Source organism: Salinimicrobium sediminilitoris (genome assembly GCF_020866905.1).
Lineage (GTDB): Bacteria > Bacteroidota > Bacteroidia > Flavobacteriales > Flavobacteriaceae > Salinimicrobium > Salinimicrobium sediminilitoris.
This window is the reverse complement of record NZ_JAIVCC010000005.1, coordinates 679,024-699,391: the sequence shown is the minus strand read 5'-3', so window position 1 is coordinate 699,391 and position 20,368 is coordinate 679,024. Positions and strand designations below refer to the sequence as shown.

16 protein-coding genes are annotated in these 20,368 nt (G+C 42.4%); 10 read left to right on the top strand and 6 right to left on the bottom strand.

The genetic code is table 11. From position 1 onward, the window contains the following. Positions 1–102: 102 nt before the first annotated feature. Entirely contained in the window at positions 103–489 is a 387-nt protein-coding gene (locus LA313_RS08255) for an SPOR domain-containing protein (protein ID WP_228914207.1), read from the top strand. A 356-nt stretch (positions 490–845) separates the two neighbouring features. On the opposite strand, the gene infB is transcribed toward LA313_RS08255, so the two are convergent. From infB to rimP, 3 genes are read right to left on the bottom strand one after another with little or no spacing between them, the layout of a single operon-like run. Further along, a complete protein-coding gene (gene infB, locus LA313_RS08250) occupies positions 846–3,707 on the bottom strand; it encodes a translation initiation factor IF-2 (protein WP_228914206.1) in 2,862 nt (953 codons plus the stop codon). A 31-nt stretch (positions 3,708–3,738) separates the two neighbouring features. After that, positions 3,739–4,983: a transcription termination factor NusA gene (gene nusA, locus LA313_RS08245; protein WP_228914205.1), complete on the bottom strand. Its 1,245-nt coding sequence runs from the start codon at positions 4,981–4,983 to the stop codon at positions 3,739–3,741. 11 nt (positions 4,984–4,994) lie between these two features. Continuing rightward, on the bottom strand, positions 4,995–5,459 hold the full coding sequence (gene rimP, locus LA313_RS08240) for a ribosome assembly cofactor RimP (RefSeq protein ID WP_228914204.1): 465 nt from the start codon (positions 5,457–5,459) through the stop codon (positions 4,995–4,997). A gap of 167 nt (positions 5,460–5,626) precedes the next feature. Between rimP and LA313_RS08235 the strand changes: the two genes are divergently transcribed. The 9 genes from LA313_RS08235 to LA313_RS08195 all read left to right on the top strand — a co-directional run bounded on the left by LA313_RS08235 (position 5,627) and on the right by LA313_RS08195 (position 15,537). Continuing rightward, positions 5,627–6,463, top strand: a complete 837-nt coding sequence (locus LA313_RS08235) for a universal stress protein (protein ID WP_228914203.1) — start codon at positions 5,627–5,629, stop codon at positions 6,461–6,463. Positions 6,464–6,801: 338 nt separating this feature from the next. Then, positions 6,802–7,014 carry a hypothetical protein gene (locus tag LA313_RS08230; protein WP_228914202.1) on the top strand — a complete coding sequence of 71 codons (213 nt, stop codon included), beginning with the start codon at positions 6,802–6,804 and terminating at the stop codon, positions 7,012–7,014. Positions 7,015–7,409: 395 nt separating this feature from the next. Beyond that, the gene (locus LA313_RS08225) at positions 7,410–8,681 is read left to right on the top strand and encodes a PAS domain-containing sensor histidine kinase (protein WP_228914201.1); all 1,272 of its coding nucleotides are present in this window, start codon (positions 7,410–7,412) and stop codon (positions 8,679–8,681) included. Then, positions 8,678–9,730, top strand: coding sequence for a response regulator (locus LA313_RS08220; protein ID WP_228914200.1), 1,053 nt, complete (start codon positions 8,678–8,680; stop codon positions 9,728–9,730). The genes LA313_RS08225 and LA313_RS08220 overlap by 4 nt, the downstream gene beginning before the upstream one ends. A 95-nt stretch (positions 9,731–9,825) precedes the next feature. Further along, positions 9,826–10,638 (top strand): universal stress protein, encoded by an 813-nt coding sequence (locus LA313_RS08215; protein WP_228914199.1) that lies wholly within the window; start codon positions 9,826–9,828, stop codon positions 10,636–10,638. 192 nt (positions 10,639–10,830) lie between these two features. Continuing rightward, positions 10,831–11,553: an iron-sulfur cluster repair di-iron protein gene (ric, locus tag LA313_RS08210; protein ID WP_228914198.1), complete on the top strand. Its 723-nt coding sequence runs from the start codon at positions 10,831–10,833 to the stop codon at positions 11,551–11,553. A 99-nt stretch (positions 11,554–11,652) separates the two neighbouring features. Then, complete coding sequence (locus LA313_RS08205) at positions 11,653–13,935, top strand: nitric-oxide reductase large subunit (protein ID WP_228914197.1); 2,283 nt, start codon at positions 11,653–11,655, stop codon at positions 13,933–13,935. 102 nt (positions 13,936–14,037) lie between these two features. After that, positions 14,038–15,258 (top strand): hypothetical protein, encoded by a 1,221-nt coding sequence (locus tag LA313_RS08200; protein WP_228914196.1) that lies wholly within the window; start codon positions 14,038–14,040, stop codon positions 15,256–15,258. 51 nt (positions 15,259–15,309) lie between these two features. Further along, positions 15,310–15,537, top strand: coding sequence for a hypothetical protein (locus LA313_RS08195; protein WP_228914195.1), 228 nt, complete (start codon positions 15,310–15,312; stop codon positions 15,535–15,537). A 403-nt stretch (positions 15,538–15,940) separates the two neighbouring features. Here the strand turns inward: LA313_RS08195 and LA313_RS08190 are convergent, their stop codons facing one another. The 3 genes from LA313_RS08190 to LA313_RS08180 all read right to left on the bottom strand — a co-directional run bounded on the left by LA313_RS08190 (position 15,941) and on the right by LA313_RS08180 (position 19,953). Beyond that, positions 15,941–16,132: a type II toxin-antitoxin system RelE/ParE family toxin gene (locus LA313_RS08190; protein ID WP_228914194.1), complete on the bottom strand. Its 192-nt coding sequence runs from the start codon at positions 16,130–16,132 to the stop codon at positions 15,941–15,943. Next, positions 16,120–16,371 (bottom strand): hypothetical protein, encoded by a 252-nt coding sequence (locus tag LA313_RS08185; protein WP_228914193.1) that lies wholly within the window; start codon positions 16,369–16,371, stop codon positions 16,120–16,122. Before LA313_RS08185 ends, LA313_RS08190 begins: the two co-directional genes overlap by 13 nt. A 549-nt stretch (positions 16,372–16,920) precedes the next feature. Further along, positions 16,921–19,953: a DNA polymerase III subunit alpha gene (locus LA313_RS08180; RefSeq protein WP_228914192.1), complete on the bottom strand. Its 3,033-nt coding sequence runs from the start codon at positions 19,951–19,953 to the stop codon at positions 16,921–16,923. Positions 19,954–20,368: the final 415 nt, after the last annotated feature.

Here is a 20,368-nt window from a genome sequence, read left to right as displayed (position 1 = left end):
TTTAAGAGGATAGCCAATTAATTTATAACAGTTCTAAATAACTGTTAACGACAGAAATTATCGGTAAAGTTATACTTTTGTATTTCAGAAAATTAAGAAGAAATGTTGAGAAAAAGCAAATTAACCCTGGCTACTTTTATTGTAATTGGAACCATTACAGTGTCTAAAGCGCAGGAAGGACAGGTAACTATCCATCAGGATGAAATAATACCAGAACTCCTGGAACAAAAATCGGAAATGGTAAAAGATGGGGTTATTGGCGAGCGTTATAGGGTACAATTATTCTCGGGAGATAACAACCAAGCCAGTAAAGTCATTAAAGAATATAGATCCCTCTTCCCAGAATGGTCATCTACAATAGTTTTTGAAACTCCAAATTACAAGGTGTGGGTTGGGAACTTCAGGAACAGCCTTGAGGCCGACAGAGCTCTGCTGGAGATCAAGAAATCCTTCCCGGCAGCTTTTAGATTCAAACCGGAGAAGAGATAATAAAAAAGCAACAGGTGATTTTGATATTTAAGCTGAAGAGCGCATCAAAACAATCCTGAATATTGTAACCTGTTGGACCAGCAGTAATATAATTAATCTGAAATAAATTCCGGAGATATTTTTTTGTTGGTCTTTCATTTATTCAACTCTCAAAAGTTCACTTCGGAAAATGAAGAGCTGAAAATGCCCTTTTTGGCAGGTATTTGTTCAGATTAAATTTCTTTAATCACATTAGGACAGGTTTGTTTCACAAAATTCCCAATTATATAATACAGAACAGGTAAGATCTATTTCGTAAAATCCCAATAAAAAAGGGACGCAATTTGCGTCCCTTTTTCTATTTATACTATTAGGTACTATTTCAACTTTTTCTTCACGGCAACTTCCTGGAATGCTTCAACTACATCACCCTCCTGGATGTCATTGTAGTTCTTGATTTGCAATCCACAGTCATAACCTTTAGAAACTTCCTTCACGTCATCCTTGAATCGTTTTAGAGAGGAAAGTTCACCTGTGTAAACCACAACTCCGTCGCGAATCAATCTTATACGTGAATTTCTGTAGATCTTACCATCTGTAACCATACAACCGGCAATAGATCCAATTTTAGACACTTTAAAGATCTCTCTGATCTCTGCGTTACCGGTGATCTCCTCCTTCATTACAGGAGAAAGCATTCCTTCCATCGCATCTTTTAGATCGTTTATTGCATCATAAATGATGGAATAAGTTCTAATGTCGATTTCTTCTTTCTCGGCAACCATTCGGGCATTTCCTGCAGGTCTTACGTTAAATCCGATGATAATCGCATCTGATGCTGAAGCCAGCAACACATCACTCTCAGTGATCGCACCTACTCCTTTATGGATAATGTTCACCTGAATTTCTTCAGTAGACAACTTCTGGAATGAATCTGTAAGCGCTTCCACAGAACCATCCACGTCACCTTTAAGAATAATGTTAAGTTCTTTAAAGTCACCCAGTGCAATACGACGTCCAATCTCATCAAGCGTAATATGACGCTGAGTTCTTACCGATTGCTCGCGCTGCAACTGTGTACGTTTGGCAGCGATATCTTTAGCTTCACGCTCATCTGTCATGACCTTGAACTTATCACCCGCCTGTGGGGCACCATCAAGACCAAGAATAGATACCGGTGTTGAAGGACCTGCTTCTTTCACGTCTTTTCCACGCTCATCCTGCATTGCCTTCACCTTACCACTGTGTCTACCTGCAAGAACAAAATCTCCTATCTTAAGTGTACCTGTTTGTACAAGAATCGTAGAAACATATCCTCTTCCTTTATCCAGGTAAGCTTCCACCACAGTACCTGTAGCAAGTTTATCCGGGTTAGCCTGTAACTCCAGGATCTCGGCTTCAAGAAGCACTTTTTCAAGTAATTCCTTAACCCCTACTCCTGTTTTGGCAGAAATATCATGAGATTGAACTTTACCTCCCCAATCTTCTACAAGAAGGTTCATAGAGGCAAGTTTCTCTTTTATCTTTTCGGGATTTGCCGCCGGCAAGTCCACCTTATTAATTGCAAATACAATAGGAACTCCTGCAGCCTGTGCGTGGGAGATAGCCTCTTTTGTTTGAGGCATCACATCATCATCGGCCGCTACAACAATAATAGCAAGGTCGGTTACCTGGGCACCCCTTGCACGCATGGCCGTAAAGGCCTCGTGACCCGGAGTATCCAAAAATGTTATTTTCTGACCGTTTTCCAGTTTTACTCCGTAGGCACCAATGTGCTGCGTGATTCCACCGCTCTCCCCGGCAATTACATTTTCTTTCCGAATATAATCCAGTAAAGATGTTTTACCATGATCTACGTGTCCCATTACTGTAACGATTGGAGCACGTGGGCTTAGATCTTCAGGATTTTCGGGAACTACTTCTTTTGGTTCATCAATATCTGCAGTAACAAATTCAACTTCATAGTCAAACTCTTCGGCAACGATAGAAAGTGTTTCAGCATCAAGACGCTGATTCATCGTTACCATCATTCCAAGAGACATACATGCAGAGATGATTTGAGTTACCGGCACATCCATCATCGTGGCAACTTCGCTCACGGTAACAAATTCGGTAACCTTTAAGATCTTGTTTTCTTCTTCAAGCTGTGCATCTTCGGTTCTTTGACGGTGAGTATCACGCTTGGTCTTACGGTATTTGGCACCACGACCTTTGCTGGATTTACCCTGTAATTTCTCAAGGGTCTCACGCACCTGCTTTTGAACTTCTTCTTCGCTAGGCTCTTCTTTTGTTACAGGACGAGTACGTTTCCCGGCTGGTTTGTTAGATCTTGAACCACCACCACCTTGTCCCGGTGCACCTTTAACATCTTTACTTATACGACGACGACGTTTTTTACGCTTCTCCTTCTCTTCTTCAGCTTTTTTGTCTTTTTCGTCCTTCTTCTTAACAGGCTTTTTAAACTGGGAAAGATCAATTTTCTCTCCGGTAAAATTAGGGCCGCTAAGCTTTTGATATTTTGTAGCAACAGTAGAGGATTCTTCTTTATTCTCAGAACCTTCGGCTGCTTTTCCCTCTTTAGGTTTTTCCTCTTTAGACTCTTCGGCCTTAGGCTTGGGAGTCTCCGGTGCTTTCACTTCAGGTTTTGAAGTTTCAGCTTTTGAAGCTTCTTCTTTTGGAGCCTCCGCTTTTGGCGTTTCGGCTTTTGGAGTTTCGGCTTTTGGAGTTTCAGTTTTGGAAGCTTCTGCTTTTGGGGCTTCTGCTTTTGGAGCATCAGCTTTAGGCGTTTCCTGTTCTGCGGCTTCAGGAGCTTTGGCCTGTGGCTGTTCAGGCGCTTTAGTTTCTTCTGCCGGAGCTTTAGGTTTTTCCGGTGAAGCTGTTTTTGGCTTGTCCAGATCGATCTTGCCTACCTGTTTTGGGCCTTCCAGGTTAGACTTAGCTCTAATGACCTCCTGCTTCTCCTCATGTTTGCGCTTTTCTTCCTGCTCCTTCTCTCTTTCAAGTCGTAGGCTTTCTTTCTCCTTGCGCTTTTCTTCTCCAACTTCCTTCGCCTCTACCTTCTTACTCTTATCGGTCTGGAATTCATCAGAAAGCACCTGATAAATTTCCCCCGAAATTTTTGTGGTGGGACGCGCCTCTATTTCGTGGCCCTTGGAATTGAGAAATTCCACGGCACGATCCAACGAAATGTTGAATTCGCGTAACACCTTATTTAATCGCATTGTCTTCGCTTCAGCCATAAATTGCCCTCTAAATTAACCTCTTTTATTCTTAACTGTTGTTCTCTTCTTCAAATTCTTCTCTAAGAACTCTCATAACATCGCGTACGGTCTCTTCCTCAAGATCTGTTCTCTTGACAAGATCCTCTACGTCCTGCTCTAATATACTTTTTGCTGTATCAAGACCAATTTTGGCAAATTCTGCGATAACCCAGTCATCGATCTCATCTGCAAATTCTCTCAATTCAACATCTTCCTCAACGCCTTCTCTAAAGACATCTATTTCATAACCCGTCAATTGTCCTGCCAATCTTATATTATGACCTCCACGACCAATGGCTTTCGACACTTCTTCGGGCTTTAACATCACTTCTGCCCGCTTATTCTCCTCATCTATTTTAAGAGAGGTGATCTTTGCAGGACTAAGGGCCCTTGTGATCAACAACTGGTTATTGGTGGTGAAATTAATCACATCAATATTCTCATTCCCCAGTTCGCGAACGATACTGTGAATCCTTGATCCTTTCATACCCACACAGGCACCAACAGGATCTATACGATCGTCATAAGAATCTACGGCTACTTTCGCTTTTTCACCAGGTATTCTCACTACTTTCTTCACATTGATCAAACCATCGAAAACTTCAGGAATTTCCTGCTCAAAAAGTTTCTCCAAAAATAAGGGAGAAGTTCTTGACAGAATAATGACAGGCTTATTTCCTTTTAATTCAACACTTTCAATGATTCCCCTTACATTCTCTCCTTTACGGAAGAAATCTGACGGTATCTGCCTGTCCTTTGGAAGGATGATCTCGTTACCATCATCATCCAGTAAGATAATCGCACGGTGGCGAATGTGGTGAACTTCGGCAGTATATATTTCTCCTTCAAGCTCCTTAAAGTGCTTGTAGATATTTGTATTATCGTGTTCGTGTACCTTTGAAATAAGATTTTGACGTAAAGAAAGAATTGAGCGACGTCCAAGGTCGATCAATTTAACTTCTTCAGAAACATCTTCACCAACCTCGAAATCAGGCTCGATCTTACGGGCTTCGGTAAGGGAAATCTCCTGGTTAGGATCTTCCACTTCTCCATCGGCTACCACCACCCTGTTTCTCCAAATCTCAAGATCCCCTTTATCGGGGTTTACAATGATGTCAAAGTTGTCGTCTTCTCCGTACTTCTTTTTAAGCGCGCTTCGCAGCACCTCTTCAAGGATCGCCATTAAAGTTGGCTTGTCTATAGACTTATCATCCTTAAATTCTGAAAACGAATCTATCAACGCGATATTTTCCATATCTTATTCTATTAAAATGTTATTATCACCTTTGCCTCTTTCACATCCTCTAAAGGCAAGACAGCTTCTTTATTTACAGTCACCTTTCCTTTACCTACAGGCTTAGGCTCCCGGGCCTTCCACTTAAGAGTAATCTTTTCATCCTCAAAAGAAGTGAGTTTCCCTTCGACCTTCTCTCCATCAACAGTGGTAACTGCAAGAGTTCTACCAATATTTTTTTTGTACTGCCGCGGCATTTCCAGGGGACTTGAAACACCTACCGAGGATACATCAAGCGAAAAATCTTCCTCTTCGCGATCAAGATTATGTTCTATTTTGCGGCTTACCGCAATACAGTCATTTACAGACACCCCTTCATCACCGTCAATAATGACAGCAATATGGTTCGCCTCGTTGACGTTGAGCTCAATTAAAAATAATGAATTATTTTCTTCGAAAGCTTCCTGCAGTAATTTTTCTACTTTCTCCTGTAACATTCCCGGGTCTGGCTATAAAAAGAGGGGACTTTCTGTCCCCTCGTTGTTCTTTTTTCGCTTCAACGGTGCAAATATAGTAATATTTTTGTAGAACGAAAACAAGATTTTGAATGAAAAAATATTTGTAGTTTTATAACTAAATCAACCTTACCTATTTACAATTACCTATGAAAAAAATCCTTGTGCCGACCGACTTTTCGGAGAAGGCAGAAAACGCCCTCAAAGTAGCCGCTCAACTCGCGAAAAAATTTAATGCAGAAATTTATCTTTTGCATTTGATAGAATTACCTGCAGATATGGTGAACCCTGTGGGAGAAACACGTACCAACGATTTACCCGAGGCTATTTTCTTTATGAAGCTGGCAAAAAAGAGGTTCGACGACCTGCTTTCACGCCCTTACCTAAAAGGTCTTGCGGTGCATGATATTGTGGAGATCAATAAGGCATTCGACGGCATCCTGGAAGCCAGCGAAAAACACGACTGCGACTTTATTGTTATGGGTTCCCAGGGAGCTTCCGGCTTAAAAGAAATGTTCATAGGTTCAAATACCGAAAAGGTTGTGAGAACATCAGAAGTGCCGGTGCTTGTCGTTAAAAATGACCATCCCGCCTTTGATATCAAAAATTTCATTTTTGCTACCAACCTGGAAACCACCGGGAGAAAGACCCTGGCAAAGGTGGTGGCCCTGGCCGAAACCTTTGAGGCAAAACTACATTTGGTCTATATAAATACCGCCAATGAATTTTTGACCACGATTGACTGCGATAAAAAGCTGAAAAAGTACATGGAGGGATCAGATTTCAACAATTATGAGTTCCACGTCTTTAACGATGATACCGTAGAAGAGGGAATATTAAATTTCTCTAAGAAGGTCAATGCAGATGTAATGGGCATCGCCACCCATGGACGCAAAGGATTATCACATTTTTTTAATGGCAGCATAAGCGAAGACCTGGTGAATCACGCAAATAGTCCGGTCATTACTTTTAAACTCGAAAAATAGCTTTTTAAACCATTGTTTTCCAAAAAAAAGAATTTCCAAAGAAGTGGAAACAATGTTAGATTTCATTGGAAAAACAGAAGAGGATCCTCGAATTTTTCTTCTGAAGATTCTTTAGGATAATTTAAGGAAACTAAACATCGGGATACGAAGTAACAGGCTCCTGTTGCAACTCCCAGCTACTCCTTATTCCTCCCGAATAATGGCATTTTGAAAACCTTTTGAAGGTTGTACCGGTTAAGTTAAGCAATTGAAAGTCATAAGTTAAATTTGAGTCAAAGCTGAAAAAACACGTCAATTAAATTTACCACAGACGTATCTTTATCCCATATTTTACTTATATGGTATTAAAAGCAAGTTTTCAATTAGCATTTTTGGCTATAGAGATCATTCTCACTTTTTACAGCAATGTGCTGGAGGATAATCTTATGGTAAAATTTTTGCTTTTTGTTATCACTGCTGTGCTTATAGCAATGGGAGTGACAAAACTTGCAAGCCGACTTTTACCGGCAGATAAAGATTATGTCTCGCCCGAAGACGAGCAGGCGTCATAGTTGTAGTTTTTACAGGTGCTGGAGAGAACGTGAAAGTTTGAATACTGTAGAGCTACAACAAAAGGATCCGGATAGAAAAATTCTTTCTCTCCGGATCTTTTATATTTACTCCCCCTTCAAAAAAAGGCATTTTCGACTAACCTTTAAATGACCATAGCCCTCTGGGAAAATCAATATAGTTTCTTCATCAGGTATAAGAAGAAAATCCAAGGGCTCATCGTCTCCAAAAAATAAAAAATTTCATTCTCATATAAGTTACGCTGAAGTCCTGTGAGCGCCGGGGAACAAACAACTCTGAATTTATAGCGGAATTTCTTTTTCCGTACAACATTCTCATTTAAACCTCAGTTATTCTAAATTGTTTAAATTTGACCTTCACTCCAAAAAATTCAGTATTGAGTACCGCCGCAGATAAGCACCTGGAAATATTTGAAAAAGACCAGAATGTTTTCAATGTACTTTTTGAAGCAGCTTCAGAAGGTATTATTGTAGTTGATAAAAATCAGAACATTATAAGCAGTAACCTCGCCGCAGATAGAATGTTTGGGTACGAAAAAGGTGAACTTAAAAACAAGCCTCTTAATCTCCTGATACCTCCAAAATACCGTTCTGCACATCCTGCTCATTTTAAGGGGTTTTTGAAAGACAGTGAAAAAAGGCAAATGGGCCATGGGCGTGACCTGTATGGAGTGAAAAAGAATGGCGATGAGTTTCCTGTAGAAGCCGGTTTGAACCCTTTCAAAATTGGGGAAGAGCAGTTTGTAATGTCTCTCATAATTGACATCTCGGTCAGGAAGGAGGCGCAACGTCAAATCACTGATTTAAATAATGAACTTGAAGATAAGATCAAGGTAAGGACAAAAGAGCTGGAGGAAAGCATTGAAAAGCTTCAGAAAGCTAACAAAAATCTGGAGCTGGAGGTAAAACGCCGTAAAGAGGCCGAGAACCGGATCAAAACTGCCCTTCAAAAAGAGAAAGAACTCAATGAATTAAAAACCAAATTTCTTTCCCTTGTATCGCATGAATTTAAAACTCCTCTAAGCGGAATACTGACCTCGGTGGTTCTTGCCGGAAAGTACAAACTTGAAGAGCACCAGGAAAAAAGGGAAAAACACCTTAATACAATCAAGAGCAAGGTTCATTATCTGGACAACATCCTTAATGACTTTTTATCTATTGAAAGGCTTGAAAGCGGTAGGGTTACTTATAAATTCACCAGTTTCAACCTTAGTAAACTGATCAATGAAGTAGTATATAACGCCAATGTCACTCTTAAGAGCGGGCAAAACATCAAATATACCCGTGACATTGAAAATATCGTACTTCAGCAGGATGAAAAGATTCTTGAACTGGTCCTGTCCAATCTATTGAACAACGCAATAAAATATTCCCCGGAAGACACTTTAATTAGATTTGAAATTGAGGTGGAGGGAAAAATAATCCGGTTTAAGGTAACAGATGAGGGAATGGGAATCCCCGAGAAAGATCAAAAACATATCTTTGAAAGATATTTCAGGGCCGAAAATGCTCTTTTAAACCAGGGCACAGGAATAGGTCTTAACATAGCCAAAGTGCATTTGGAGAACCTGGGAGGAACCATAAGCTTTAGCAGTAAAGAAAATGCGGGAACCCAGTTTATTGTAGAACTACCTATAGTTAAAGAATGAAAAAAGTACTTTTTATAGAAGATGATACCGTAGTACGGGAAAACACAGCCGAACTACTTGAGCTTGCAGAATATAACGTTATCACGGCAGCCAATGGCCGCTCCGGCCTGGAGGTGGCACGACAGGAATTGCCAAACATTATAATCTGTGATATTATGATGCCCGAGATGGACGGCTATGGGGTACTTCAGGCTCTTTCTGAAGACCCTCAAACACGCCACATCCCATTTATCTTTCTTTCAGCAAAAACAGAACATAAAGATATTCGTCGCGGAATGGATCTGGGGGCAGATGATTACCTCACCAAACCTTTCGAAGAAGAAGAACTAATAAGCGCCATAGAAAGCCGCCTGGCAAAAGTTGCGATCCTTAGTAAAATTCAGGAAACCAACAATCCTCCTGCACAGGAAGATGCCCAGCAAAAGATCAATTCCCTGCAGGAACTAAGGGAGGAAGTTAAGAAATACGAACAGCAAACTTTTAAGGCAGGTGAAACCATCTACGAGGAAGGGAAGCTGGGAAACCATTTTTTCTTCATTGATAAAGGAGTGGTCAAGAGTCACCGTATGGATGAATATGGAAAAGAACTTATTACCTCCCTATATAAGGAAGGAGATTTCTTCGGAAATACTTCTTTTAAAAAGAGTGACACCTATACCGAATATGCTACCGCTATGGAGGAAACAAGGGTATATGCTGTTTCCAAAGAGGAGCTGAAGCACATCCTCATGAATAACAGCAACATCACCCTTGAGTTAATAGATGTACTGGGTGATAACCTTGCAGGTATTAAAGGGCAACTCCTGGAAATGGCCTATGGGTCGGTTCGAAAAAAGGCAGCACGTACCATTTTGTTATTCTCTCAAAAAATAAGAAGGCATCCAACCCAGAGCATCAGGATCTCGAGGAGCGACCTTGCCAGTGTGGCAGGAATGGCTTCAGAAACCCTTATTCGTACTTTATCAGATTTTAAGAAAGAAGGTCTGCTGGAAATAGAAGGCCGCAATATCAAGCTTCTCAATGTGGAAGCACTTAAAAAAATTAGTTGATCCTCCTTATTATTTAGAATAGTTCAATAACTGATGTTCATCATTTTTTCCACTATGCATCCTGCATATTTTTGCGGGGTAAATAGATGTGACAGATGATGAATATCTTATTGCCCACAGATTTTTCTGAAAATAGCAGGAATGCCGCAGCATACGCGCTGCAGTTCTTTAAGGACACTCCCTGCAATTTTCATTTGCTACATGTTTTCCCGGTTCCGGTAAATAAAATGGCGACTGGATATATGTCAATGTCCCAGGAAGTACAGTCAAATTTCGACAGGTTGCTTGACTGGCTTAAAAGTATACGTACTAATCCAGAGCATACTTTCAATATTTGTTTTAAGGCAGATTACCTAATCAATGCCGTAAGAGCCAAGGTACAGGAAAAACAGATAGATCTAATCCTTATGGGCACCAAAGGAAAAACCAATAATGAAGGTGTCGTTATAGGCAAAAACACTTCAGACGTTATGATGAAAGTCAAATGTCCCGTGCTTGCCATTTCGGAACACGCTTCTTTTAAAGAACACAAAAAGATCCTTTTCCCTACAGATTATAAGATCCATTACGGGAGTAAGGTTTTGCGTACTCTCCTCAATCTCGCTTCCCTTTCAAAGGCCAATGTCAAGATCCTGGAGATTTTCAACAATGATAAGGAACCCTCGACCGAACAAATTAAGAACCGTGATTTCCTGCAGGATTCTTTTTCCCCTAGAATTCCAGTTCTACAAACCTACTACACCTACAAGGATCAAAGTCCCAAGAAAATACTTATTGCCAACCGCGATGTAGACATGATCGTATTGGCTGCAAAGAACCTCAACTTGTGCCAAAAATTTCTGCGTAACGAAGAGAATGAAAATATTCCGTTTATAAATCAGCTGCCATTACTGGTTTTACATGGTTAATAGGTTGTTTTAGTTTAGTGTTATTAGATTGTTTTTTAAAGTTGACGCCTCCAATCCCGGGGGCGTTTTTTTATTCCCTTAAAATAACTCGGACAAATTTGTCTTTTATGACCCGACTCATAAACCAGCCCCTGCCAATCTTTGATCTTTGTACCCGAAAATTAAACTTCTGTTAATCTAAAACATATGATCATGGAAAACTTACAAACAAAAACAGTCGCAGAAATGGTGACAGAGAACATCAAAACTGCACACATCTTTAAAAGATACGGCATCGATTTTTGTTGCGGCGGCGGCATTAGCCTTGAAAAGGCATGTGAAAAATACAAAGTAGACTATAACCTGTTGAGCCGGGACCTTCTCAATGTAGACCAGGACACATCAAAAGCAACCAATTACAATAGATGGGAGCTTGATTTCCTTACAGATCACATCATCAATGTTCATCACAGCTATGTTGAAGAAAATATCCCACTCCTACTCCAGTATTCCGAGAGAGTTGCACAGGTTCATGGAGGACATTACCACGAACTGCTGGAGATAAAAGATCTTGTAAAGCAGGTAGCCGGGGAATTAAGCGCTCACCTTAAAAAAGAAGAGTTAATCCTGTTCCCGTTCATTAAAAAGATGGTCCAGGCAAAAAAAGAGAATATGGAATTGCCTGCAGCAAATTTTGGCACCGTGGACAATCCCATTAAGATGATGGAGATCGAGCACGAAGATGCCGGGGAACTACTTAGAAGAATTTCCGAATTAAGCAGCAATTATACTCCGCCTCAAGGCGCCTGTAACACCTACAGAGCATTCTACGCCAAACTGGAAGAATTTGAGCAGGACCTACACCAACATGTGCATCTTGAGAACAATATTCTTTTCCCAAAGGCTCTTAACCTTGAAAAAGAACTCCGTTCATAATACCGGCAGATCATTGAATTAAATCCCCAACCCGCCGAAAAAGACAAAGTCTGTAAGTCACAGGTTTCAAATTCTTTTTCGGCTTTTAATTAAGTACGAATGAGTAAAGAAAGAAAATTATGGATCGTTTTCCTTTTGGTAGTGACCGCATCCTTTGCCATCCTTGGTTACTATGGCTTTGAGATCTATCAAAAAGCGCCTCCAATGCCCGATAAAGTAGTCACTACCGAAGGAGAGATCGTCTTCGAAGGTCAGGATATTAAAGACGGGCAGAACGTTTGGCAAAGTATGGGGGGGCAGGAAGTTGGCTCCATATGGGGCCACGGCGCATACCAGGCCCCCGACTGGACCGCAGACTGGCTCCACCGGGAGGCATTGTTTATACTGGGTGAATGGTCACAGGAAGATTATGGTCAAACTTACGAGGAACTGGAAAGTGAAAAACAGGCGCTCCTTGAAAGAAGGTTACAACTGGAGTTGAGAAAGAACACCTATAATGAAACCGATAACACCATAACCATCTCTCCTATGAGAGCAAAAGCCGTAGTATATCTTAGTGACTATTACCGCGGACTCTTCATGGAGAACCCCGAACTGGATGAATTGAGGGATTACTACGCCATTCCTCCCAATTCCATAAAGGACGAGGGAAGGATGCACCAAATGGCCGGCTTCTTTTTCTGGGCCACCTGGGCAACTGTTACAGAACGTCCCGGCAGTGATGTCTCCTACACCCATAACTGGCCCCCAGATGATTTGGTAGGCAACAAGGCAACCGGAGATCTTTTAATCTGGACTGGATTTAGTATTATTCTTCTTCTGGTTGGAATTGGTCTAATGGTATTTTACCACGCCCGAATGAAAGAAGAGGAAGAGCTGGAAAGACCGGTGAAAGATCCATTAATGGACCAAACCATTACGCCTTCTATGCTGGCGGTGAAAAAGTACATTTGGATAGTATGTGTTCTCATTCTTATCCAGGTAACCTTTGGAGTAGTAACTGCACATTACGGAGTTGAAGGAGACGGTTTCTATGGTCTTGACCTCGCCGAAATTCTCCCCTATTCAATATCCCGTACCTGGCACGTACAACTTGGAATCCTCTGGATCGCTACTGCCTGGCTGGGCACAGGACTTTATATCGCGCCTGCAGTTTCAGGAAAAGATCCTAAGTTTCAGAAATTTGGAGTTAACTTCTTATTTGTGTGCCTTTTGATAATTGTGTTTGGTTCTATGGCCGGACAATGGATGGGAATCATGCAAAAACTGGGACTGGCAGAGAACTTCTGGTTTGGACACCAGGGTTATGAATACGTGGACCTGGGAAGATTCTGGCAAATATTCCTGTTTGTAGGGCTCTTTGTATGGCTCGCGCTTATGGTGAGACCACTTATACCGGTAATACGTCAAAGAACTTCAGAAAGAAACCTGCTTATCATGTTCCTTGTTTCTTCCGCAGCCATTGCTTTGTTCTATGGAGCAGGACTTATGTGGGGAAGACAAACAAATCTCGCGATTGCCGAATACTGGCGCTGGTGGGTAGTGCACCTGTGGGTAGAAGGCTTCTTTGAAGTATTTGCCACAGTAGTTTCTGCCTTCCTTTTCGTAAGACTTGGCTTGCTACGTACCAAAACAGCAACTTTAAGTGTGCTGTTGGCTACCGTGATCTTCCTCTCGGGAGGTATTCTGGGAACATTTCACCACCTCTATTTTAGTGGTACCCCAACAGCCGTAATGGCTTTAGGAGCGACCTTTAGCGCCCTGGAAGTAGTACCGCTGGTATTGATAGGTTATGAAGTTTATGAAAACTACAAACTGTCTAAAGCTACAGAATGGCTTAAGGATTACAAATGGCCTATTTACTGCCTTATAGCCGTAGCCTTCTGGAACTTCTTGGGAGCAGGGATCTTTGGATTTATTATCAATCCTCCAATCGCCCTTTACTACATGCAGGGACTAAACACCACTGCAGTTCATGCACACACCGCTCTCTTTGGAGTATATGGTTTCCTTGGAATCGGCCTCATGCTGTTTGTACTTAGAAGTTTGTACAGAGTACAGGTATGGAATGATAAACTGCTGAGTTTCTCCTTCTGGTCTATTAATATAGGTCTTATTCTTATGGTACTGCTCAGTGTCCTTCCAATAGGCCTGCTACAAACAGTAGCCAGTGTAAATGAAGGAATGTGGTATGCCCGTTCTGCCGAATTTATGCAGCAACCGGGAATGGATACGCTGCGCTGGATGAGGGCAATTGGAGATACAATTTTTGCAGTAGGCCTGTTTGCCTTTGTATGGTTTGTATTTACTCTTGACAGCCGCAAGAAGTTGCCGGCATCTAAAAAAGAAAAATTACGGAAAGAAGAACCCGTAGAAGTATAAACTCAAATTTACTGAGGAGGCAAAAAGCTGTTTTTCTATCCCATTTTTTGGGGTGTCAAAAATGCGGTTTTTTGCCTCCTCTCTTTTTCCTACTTTTAAAACATGATCGATCTTAAAAAGCACGCTAACATTGCTCTTGGATATTTCTTCCTTGTAGGGCTGCTGGGAGTGTTCCTCCGGTTCTTTTTTGTTATTCCCATTCCTGCTAATTTTCGGTATGTAGTGCATTCCCATTCACATATCGCATTGCTGGGCTGGGTTTACATTGCTCTTACCACGCTTATCTATAAAATGTATTTTTCTGAAGCCGGCTTCGGAAGGATCTACAAACGTATTTTCTGGTTTACACAGATCACCTTAATAGGAATGCTGGTCACATTTCCCTTCACAGGATATGCTCTTTTTTCGATCATATTTTCCACGCTCTTTCTCATTGCCTCCTATTTTATGGCCTGGTTTATCCTGAAGAAGACTCCGCCACCCTACAAGAACACCTATTCCTTTAAACTCATTAAAGCATCCCTGTGGTATATGGTGGTCTCCAGTATTGGTCCCTGGGCCATAGGTGGCGTTATGGCCACTTTGGGTAATACCAGCATCTGGTACAATTTGTCGATATATTTCTACCTGCATTTTCAATACAACGCATGGTTTATCCTTGCGCTCCTCGGGATCTTTTTTTACTTCATGGAACAGCAAAACCTGAAGCCTCAAAAAGAGGATTTTAAAAGCTTCTTCTGGCAACTCAATGCCGCAGTGGTTCTTGGATTTTTCCTATCTGTTCTCTGGACAGAGCCGCACTGGATCTACTACATATTAGGTGGTTTGGGAGCAATCCTGCAAATCACTGCATTTGTGAAGTTTTTGAAGATCGTTTCCCCTTTTTGGAAACAACTTCGTTTTTCCTCATTTTTAAAACTCCTGCTAAGCATAGCAGGGATTGTGCTCATCTTTAAGCTCCTGTTACAACTACTATCGGCTATTCCATGGTTCGCGAATCTCGCTTTTAGCTTTCCCGATTTTGTAATAGGATACCTGCACTGGGTTTTTCTTGGTGTGGTGACCATTACTCTACTTGCTTTTCTCTCTCACACCAGGCTCCTGCAACTTCCAAAATGGATTTTCTGGCTCTATTTTGCAGCCTTTCTTATGACCGAAGCCCTTATTTTCTACAAAGGAACGGTGACCTGGCTGGAACTTCCGCTTTTTGAAGATTACTTTCGCCTGCTCGCTTACAGCAGCATTTTCCTGCCACTAACTGCCGGTTTACTGCTCTTAAGGAATATCTTAACAAAAAGTCAAACTTCTGCTAAAATGGATTGATTTATTAGTCCGTTAACTCATTGTGGCGCTGTTCTTTGCTATCTTAAGGATATGAGAATTTCGGCCCACTTTTATGTTATTGTTGCGACTCTGCTACTGGTATCGGTAGCGGTAATGGTATTCTATAATGTTTCTTATGATATAGTGTTCTATACCGTAATCGCCGGACAGGCCTGGTGGCTTCTTACCGTTTATAAAGTCATCACCGACAATTATTCTACAGATAAAACCTTCGACGACTGGTACGAAGATCACCCCATTGGGAAAGAGGAAATTTAGTAGGCAATTAGCAGTGCTTTAGTGCGCAGTTATTTTTCAATAAACCGAATATATTACTGATGAAATATGACTGCCGGTTGACAGTTGAGGTGCGTTTGGTGATGATAAGGTGGCCATAGATTTCTCGTCGCCTCTTCTTTTTCTCAAAAGAAGAGGCTCTGTCGAAATGACAACCTGCTGAACTTCCCTGATCACCGAAAACTGATCATTTTTTTCACCTCATCTTCAAATCATTTCTCCCAGAGACCGCAAAGATCAAACGCAAAGGAGTGCAGAGAAAATTAACTACTGCACACTTTTGATCAAAACACACAATTATTCTATTTTAAGTTTTTCAGGATTTTGCCGGGTATCAATAACCTGTAATACCAGTATACCATTCTCGATAGGGCGATAAATAATTTTAAAGTGTCTCACAATAATTCTGCGATAGCGCTTCCCCCAATTGATACTGTTCCAAAAAGATCATCCCTGCTACACCCTGAAGAATTTCATTAACTATTTTATCACCTAATTCCGGATTAACTTCAGCATAAAATTTCCAGATATGGTGCAGAGAAGTTTTAGCTTTATCTGTCCAAATTATTTTTTCCAAGTTTTTACTTCCTTTTTCAGTTGTTCATGGGTTTTGAAGTTTCCCTTTTCATATTCTGCTTCAGCTTCCGCAATTTCCTTTTGAAATTCCTGTTTGTTTAGAGGTTTTCCCTCAACAGTATATGCAACTACCTGATCCTTTTCATGATTCTCCACCAGGGCCTGGATATTCTTTAGCACTTCCTCATCTGCATTATTTATGTAATCAATCAACCGCCGCTTTAATTCTGTTGCTTCCATTTCTGAGCTTTTTATTAAAGATAATGAATTTATAATTTTACTACTTTTCCTTAAAACTGCCCTGATACGCTTCATTCTTAATTAGGCATTTGTCATAGAGGTCCACCTAAACCCGGGGTTAAAACCCCGGACTACAGATATTTCGCACCTCTGGGGCTTTCTTTTGCTGCTCCAAATAAATCTTCAAAAAAATCATAATGTACGGTAGTCCCGCTCAAAAGTGGGGGAGGTAATGACCACTGATCACCGACACTGATTCCTTTTTTTAACCTCATTTTCAAATCATCACATTCTCAAATTTCATGGCCGTCACTTCGAGTGATTTTTTTGAGCGGGAGCGAGGGAAAATCGTATCGAGAAGAAGGCTGGGCACTTAGTCTCTTGTCTCAATACTTGTACATAGCAAGATGAGATTTCTCGTCGCCTCTTCTTTTTCTCAAAAGAAAAGGCTCTGTCGAAATGACAACCCTGCCCTTATCACGGGTCCTGAACCTCGTACTTCTTATTTCGTAAATCTAACTTTACTGCCCACTGATCACTGAGCACTGATCACTTAATTATCATCCCCTTCCCATCTTCCCTAAAAGAGATCTTCATGCGGGTGCTGCTTATATATCTTGGATCTCCTACTGTTTCCTGTCTTTCAAGCCATTCTATGTTGATGCATATATAATCCAGCTCCTCCACTACCTTTCCTTTACATAGATAGATCCCCTTGCTGTGCAGCGGAAACCGCTCTGCCGCACGGGGGAATTGTACCGTGTCGAAAATATCACCCGCGCGGTCGTAGAAAGTCCCAAAGCACATATACTGCCGGTTGACAGTTGGCGTGCGTTTGGCGGTAATAAGGTGGCCGTAGATCTCTATGGTCTTACCTAGATGCTGCTTCAGGTTTTTGGCCATCACCACTCCGGGCCGCTGCAGGTTGCGGTAGTTTTCGGGTTTGAGGAGTTTGAAGTGGTCGTGCAGGGAAAAACCCAGCAGCTCCATCTGGTCATAGGCATCAATCAGCATGGAATGCGATAATTCCGGCAGGTTGAAATCGCGGTGCGGCGGACGGAACAACAGGGTTTGCCCGCTGCGGGTGCGGGAACGGTTCAGCTTAAAATAAGCCTTCCACAGCAGGTGGTGCTTATCTACGCCGGTAAAGCGGAAAGCATCGATCTTCAGCAGGATACTCAGCTGCTCTATGGAAATAGGCACCCGGTCGATAAAATCATCAAAAGACTTATAACTTCCGAAGAAATTGCGATCCTCCAAAATACGCTGCACTACCTTTATCTCCAGCTCCTTGATGTAACCCAGCCCCAGGTAGATATCTTTTCCATAGATCACCGTGTGGTGATCGCTTTGGTTAATACATGGCGGATGCACTTTGCCGCCGCACTTCCTTATCTCCTGAATATAAGTCTCCACATCATAAAAGCCCCCGCCGTTATTGAGGCAGGCCACCATGAACTCAAGCGGAAAGTAAAATTTCAGGTAAAGGCTCTGGTAACTCTCCACGGCATAGGAGGCCGAATGTCCCTTCGGAAAAGCGTAGCCGGCAAAGGACATGATCTGGGTCCACACCTCTTCAATAAGTTCTTCGGAATATCCCTTCTCCCTGCAGTTGTTGCGGAATTTATCCTCCAGCTTTCGAAAATCTACCTCATTCCGTTTTTTCCCGCTCATGCCGCGGCGCAGGATATCGGCTTCCTCGAGGGAGAGCCCGGCAAAATAGTGGGCGATCTTGAGCACATCTTCCTGGTAGACCATGACGCCGTAGGTTTCATGAAGGATCTCAGCTAAAACAGGATGCGCCTGTTTGCGCCGGTTGGGATCGCGGTGGCGTTTAATATACTCCTCCTTCATCCCGCCGTTGGAAACTCCTGGCCGAATAATAGAACTCGCCGCTACCAGCCCCAGGTAATCATCGGTCTGTAACTTCTGAAATAATCCGCGCATGGCAGGGGATTCCACGTAAAATACGCCCATGCAATCGCCCGTGCGCAGCAGGTTGTTAATGTTGGGATCATATTTGAAAGCTGAAACATTCTCCATGTCTTCGACCACAGCATCTGGCTGATTCTCCCTAATGATCTCAATGGCATCGGTGATCTTGGAGAGGCCACGCTGGGCGAGGATATCAAATTTAAAAATGCCCACGTCTTCGGCGATATTCATATCAAACTGAATGGTCGCAAAGCCCTTGGGCGGCAAAAAAGTGGCGGCATATTGATGGATTGGAGCCTGTAAAATGGCAATTCCGCCGGCATGAACGCTCAGGTAATTAGGAAATCCGGCGATCAATCCACTGTAGCGGAACACCAGCTTTTCCATCTCATCAATATCTTTAGGATCAAAATAGCCTGAAGAAAGCTTGTCGATCTCTGCTTTGGGTAACCCGAAAACTTTCCCCAGCTCCCTTATTACAGCCCGCCGCTTAAAAGTAACATAAGTAGCGAGCAACGCAGTATTCTTATATCTTCGGAAAATATAATTGGTCACATCCTGCCGGTCTTTCCAGGAGAAGTCGATATCAAAGTCGGGCGGCGAGTGACGGCTCGCATTGATAAAGCGCTCAAAATAAAGATTGAGTTCAATGGGATCTACATTGGTAATGCCAATGATGTAAGCCACCACCGAATTCGCCCCGCTGCCCCGGCCAATGAACGGGTAATTCTTCGATTTGGCATACTCCACGATATCGTGGTTGATCAAAAAGTAAGACACAAAACCCAGGCTAATGATCGCGTCCAGCTCCTTCTCTACCCGCGCCAGAGTTTCGGAATTAGCGTTGGGATAACGGCGCGGCAGTTTTTTATAGCAAAGTGCCCTTAGCACTTCAGCATCTTCCTCTTTGCTGTTGCCAAAGATCTGCAGGTTTCGGTTTTGGCGGGCGCTGTCAAAACCAAAGTTGACCTCGCAACCATCGATAAGGCGCTGCGTATTTTCTGGGATAAAAGGATAATCTGCAAAGGCTTCAAAAAGGGAATTTTCGGGTAACATTTTATGAGTGGGAGAACCCTGTTCTACTTCGGGCAGCTGACTTAACAAAATGTTCTTATCAATGGCCCGCAGCAGGCGGTGAGCATTGTAATCTCTTTTATTCCGGAAGCTTACCGTTTGCAGCAGCACCAGTTTATCGCGAAGTTCAAGATATTTGGAGAATTTCAGCTTGCGCAGACTTTCCACGGAAACACCTATAAACTCATCATCTCTAAAATGCCGTTTTTGACACCTCATCACCTGCTCCAGCGGATAAATAAACCAGCAATCCTCCAGCAGCGGAGCTTCAGCAGCGAATTCCTTTTCCACATGCAAATGTTCCGAAAGGTGATCATTGAGATTTTTAAACCCCTCATTGTTCCGCGCCAGGCCCACGTATTGCTGCTGCACCCCATTCCGGAAGTCGATCCCAATGAGGGTCTTAAAATCATATTTTTGAGCCGTCTTCAAAAAGCTGAGGCAGGCCGAGGTGTTATTGATATCGGTCACCGCCACCGCAGTCGCTCCATTCTCTTCCGCCAGCTCACACAGTTCCTTCTCCGGGAAAGTCCCGTAGCGGAGAGAGTAGTATGTGTGGTTGTTTAAAAACATGCTGTTTTAAATTCCAATTTGTCAAATTCCAAATTCCAATTTTAGGGTGTTCTTTTTCAGTTACCCCAACCCTAAAGGGAGCTGAAAAAGAACTGCCTACTGCGCACTTCTGATCCCTGATTACCGAACACTGAGCACTTTTTTCTCCTGGCCGTCACTTCGAGTGATTTTTCTGAGCGCGAGCGAGGGAAAATTGTATCGAGAAGAAGGCCGGGCAGTCACTCCCTTGTTCCCGATACAAATCTGTCCCTGCTCACGCAGTTCCAGATTCCCTCGAACTGACGGGGAGTTGAAAAAGAACTGCGAACTGCGCACTTCTGATCACTGATCACCGAACACTGTCCACTTTTCCATGGCCGTCACTTCGAGTGATTTTTCTGAGCGGCAGCGAGGGAAAATTGTATCGAGAAGAAGG

Coding starts and splice junctions, on each gene's coding strand:
- ric (WP_228914198.1), top strand. CDS start 10,831: ATGGAAAACTTACAAACAAAAACAGTCGCAGAAATGGTGACAGAGAAC.
- LA313_RS08235 (WP_228914203.1), top strand. CDS start 5,627: ATGAAAAAAATCCTTGTGCCGACCGACTTTTCGGAGAAGGCAGAAAAC.
- LA313_RS08200 (WP_228914196.1), top strand. CDS start 14,038: ATGATCGATCTTAAAAAGCACGCTAACATTGCTCTTGGATATTTCTTC.
- LA313_RS08215 (WP_228914199.1), top strand. CDS start 9,826: ATGATGAATATCTTATTGCCCACAGATTTTTCTGAAAATAGCAGGAAT.
- LA313_RS08255 (WP_228914207.1), top strand. CDS start 103: ATGTTGAGAAAAAGCAAATTAACCCTGGCTACTTTTATTGTAATTGGA.
- LA313_RS08230 (WP_228914202.1), top strand. CDS start 6,802: ATGGTATTAAAAGCAAGTTTTCAATTAGCATTTTTGGCTATAGAGATC.
- LA313_RS08185 (WP_228914193.1), bottom strand. CDS start 16,371: ATGGAAGCAACAGAATTAAAGCGGCGGTTGATTGATTACATAAATAAT.
- infB (WP_228914206.1), bottom strand. CDS start 3,707: ATGGCTGAAGCGAAGACAATGCGATTAAATAAGGTGTTACGCGAATTC.
- LA313_RS08195 (WP_228914195.1), top strand. CDS start 15,310: ATGAGAATTTCGGCCCACTTTTATGTTATTGTTGCGACTCTGCTACTG.
- nusA (WP_228914205.1), bottom strand. CDS start 4,983: ATGGAAAATATCGCGTTGATAGATTCGTTTTCAGAATTTAAGGATGAT.
- LA313_RS08220 (WP_228914200.1), top strand. CDS start 8,678: ATGAAAAAAGTACTTTTTATAGAAGATGATACCGTAGTACGGGAAAAC.
- rimP (WP_228914204.1), bottom strand. CDS start 5,459: ATGTTACAGGAGAAAGTAGAAAAATTACTGCAGGAAGCTTTCGAAGAA.
- LA313_RS08180 (WP_228914192.1), bottom strand. CDS start 19,953: ATGTTTTTAAACAACCACACATACTACTCTCTCCGCTACGGGACTTTC.
- LA313_RS08205 (WP_228914197.1), top strand. CDS start 11,653: ATGAGTAAAGAAAGAAAATTATGGATCGTTTTCCTTTTGGTAGTGACC.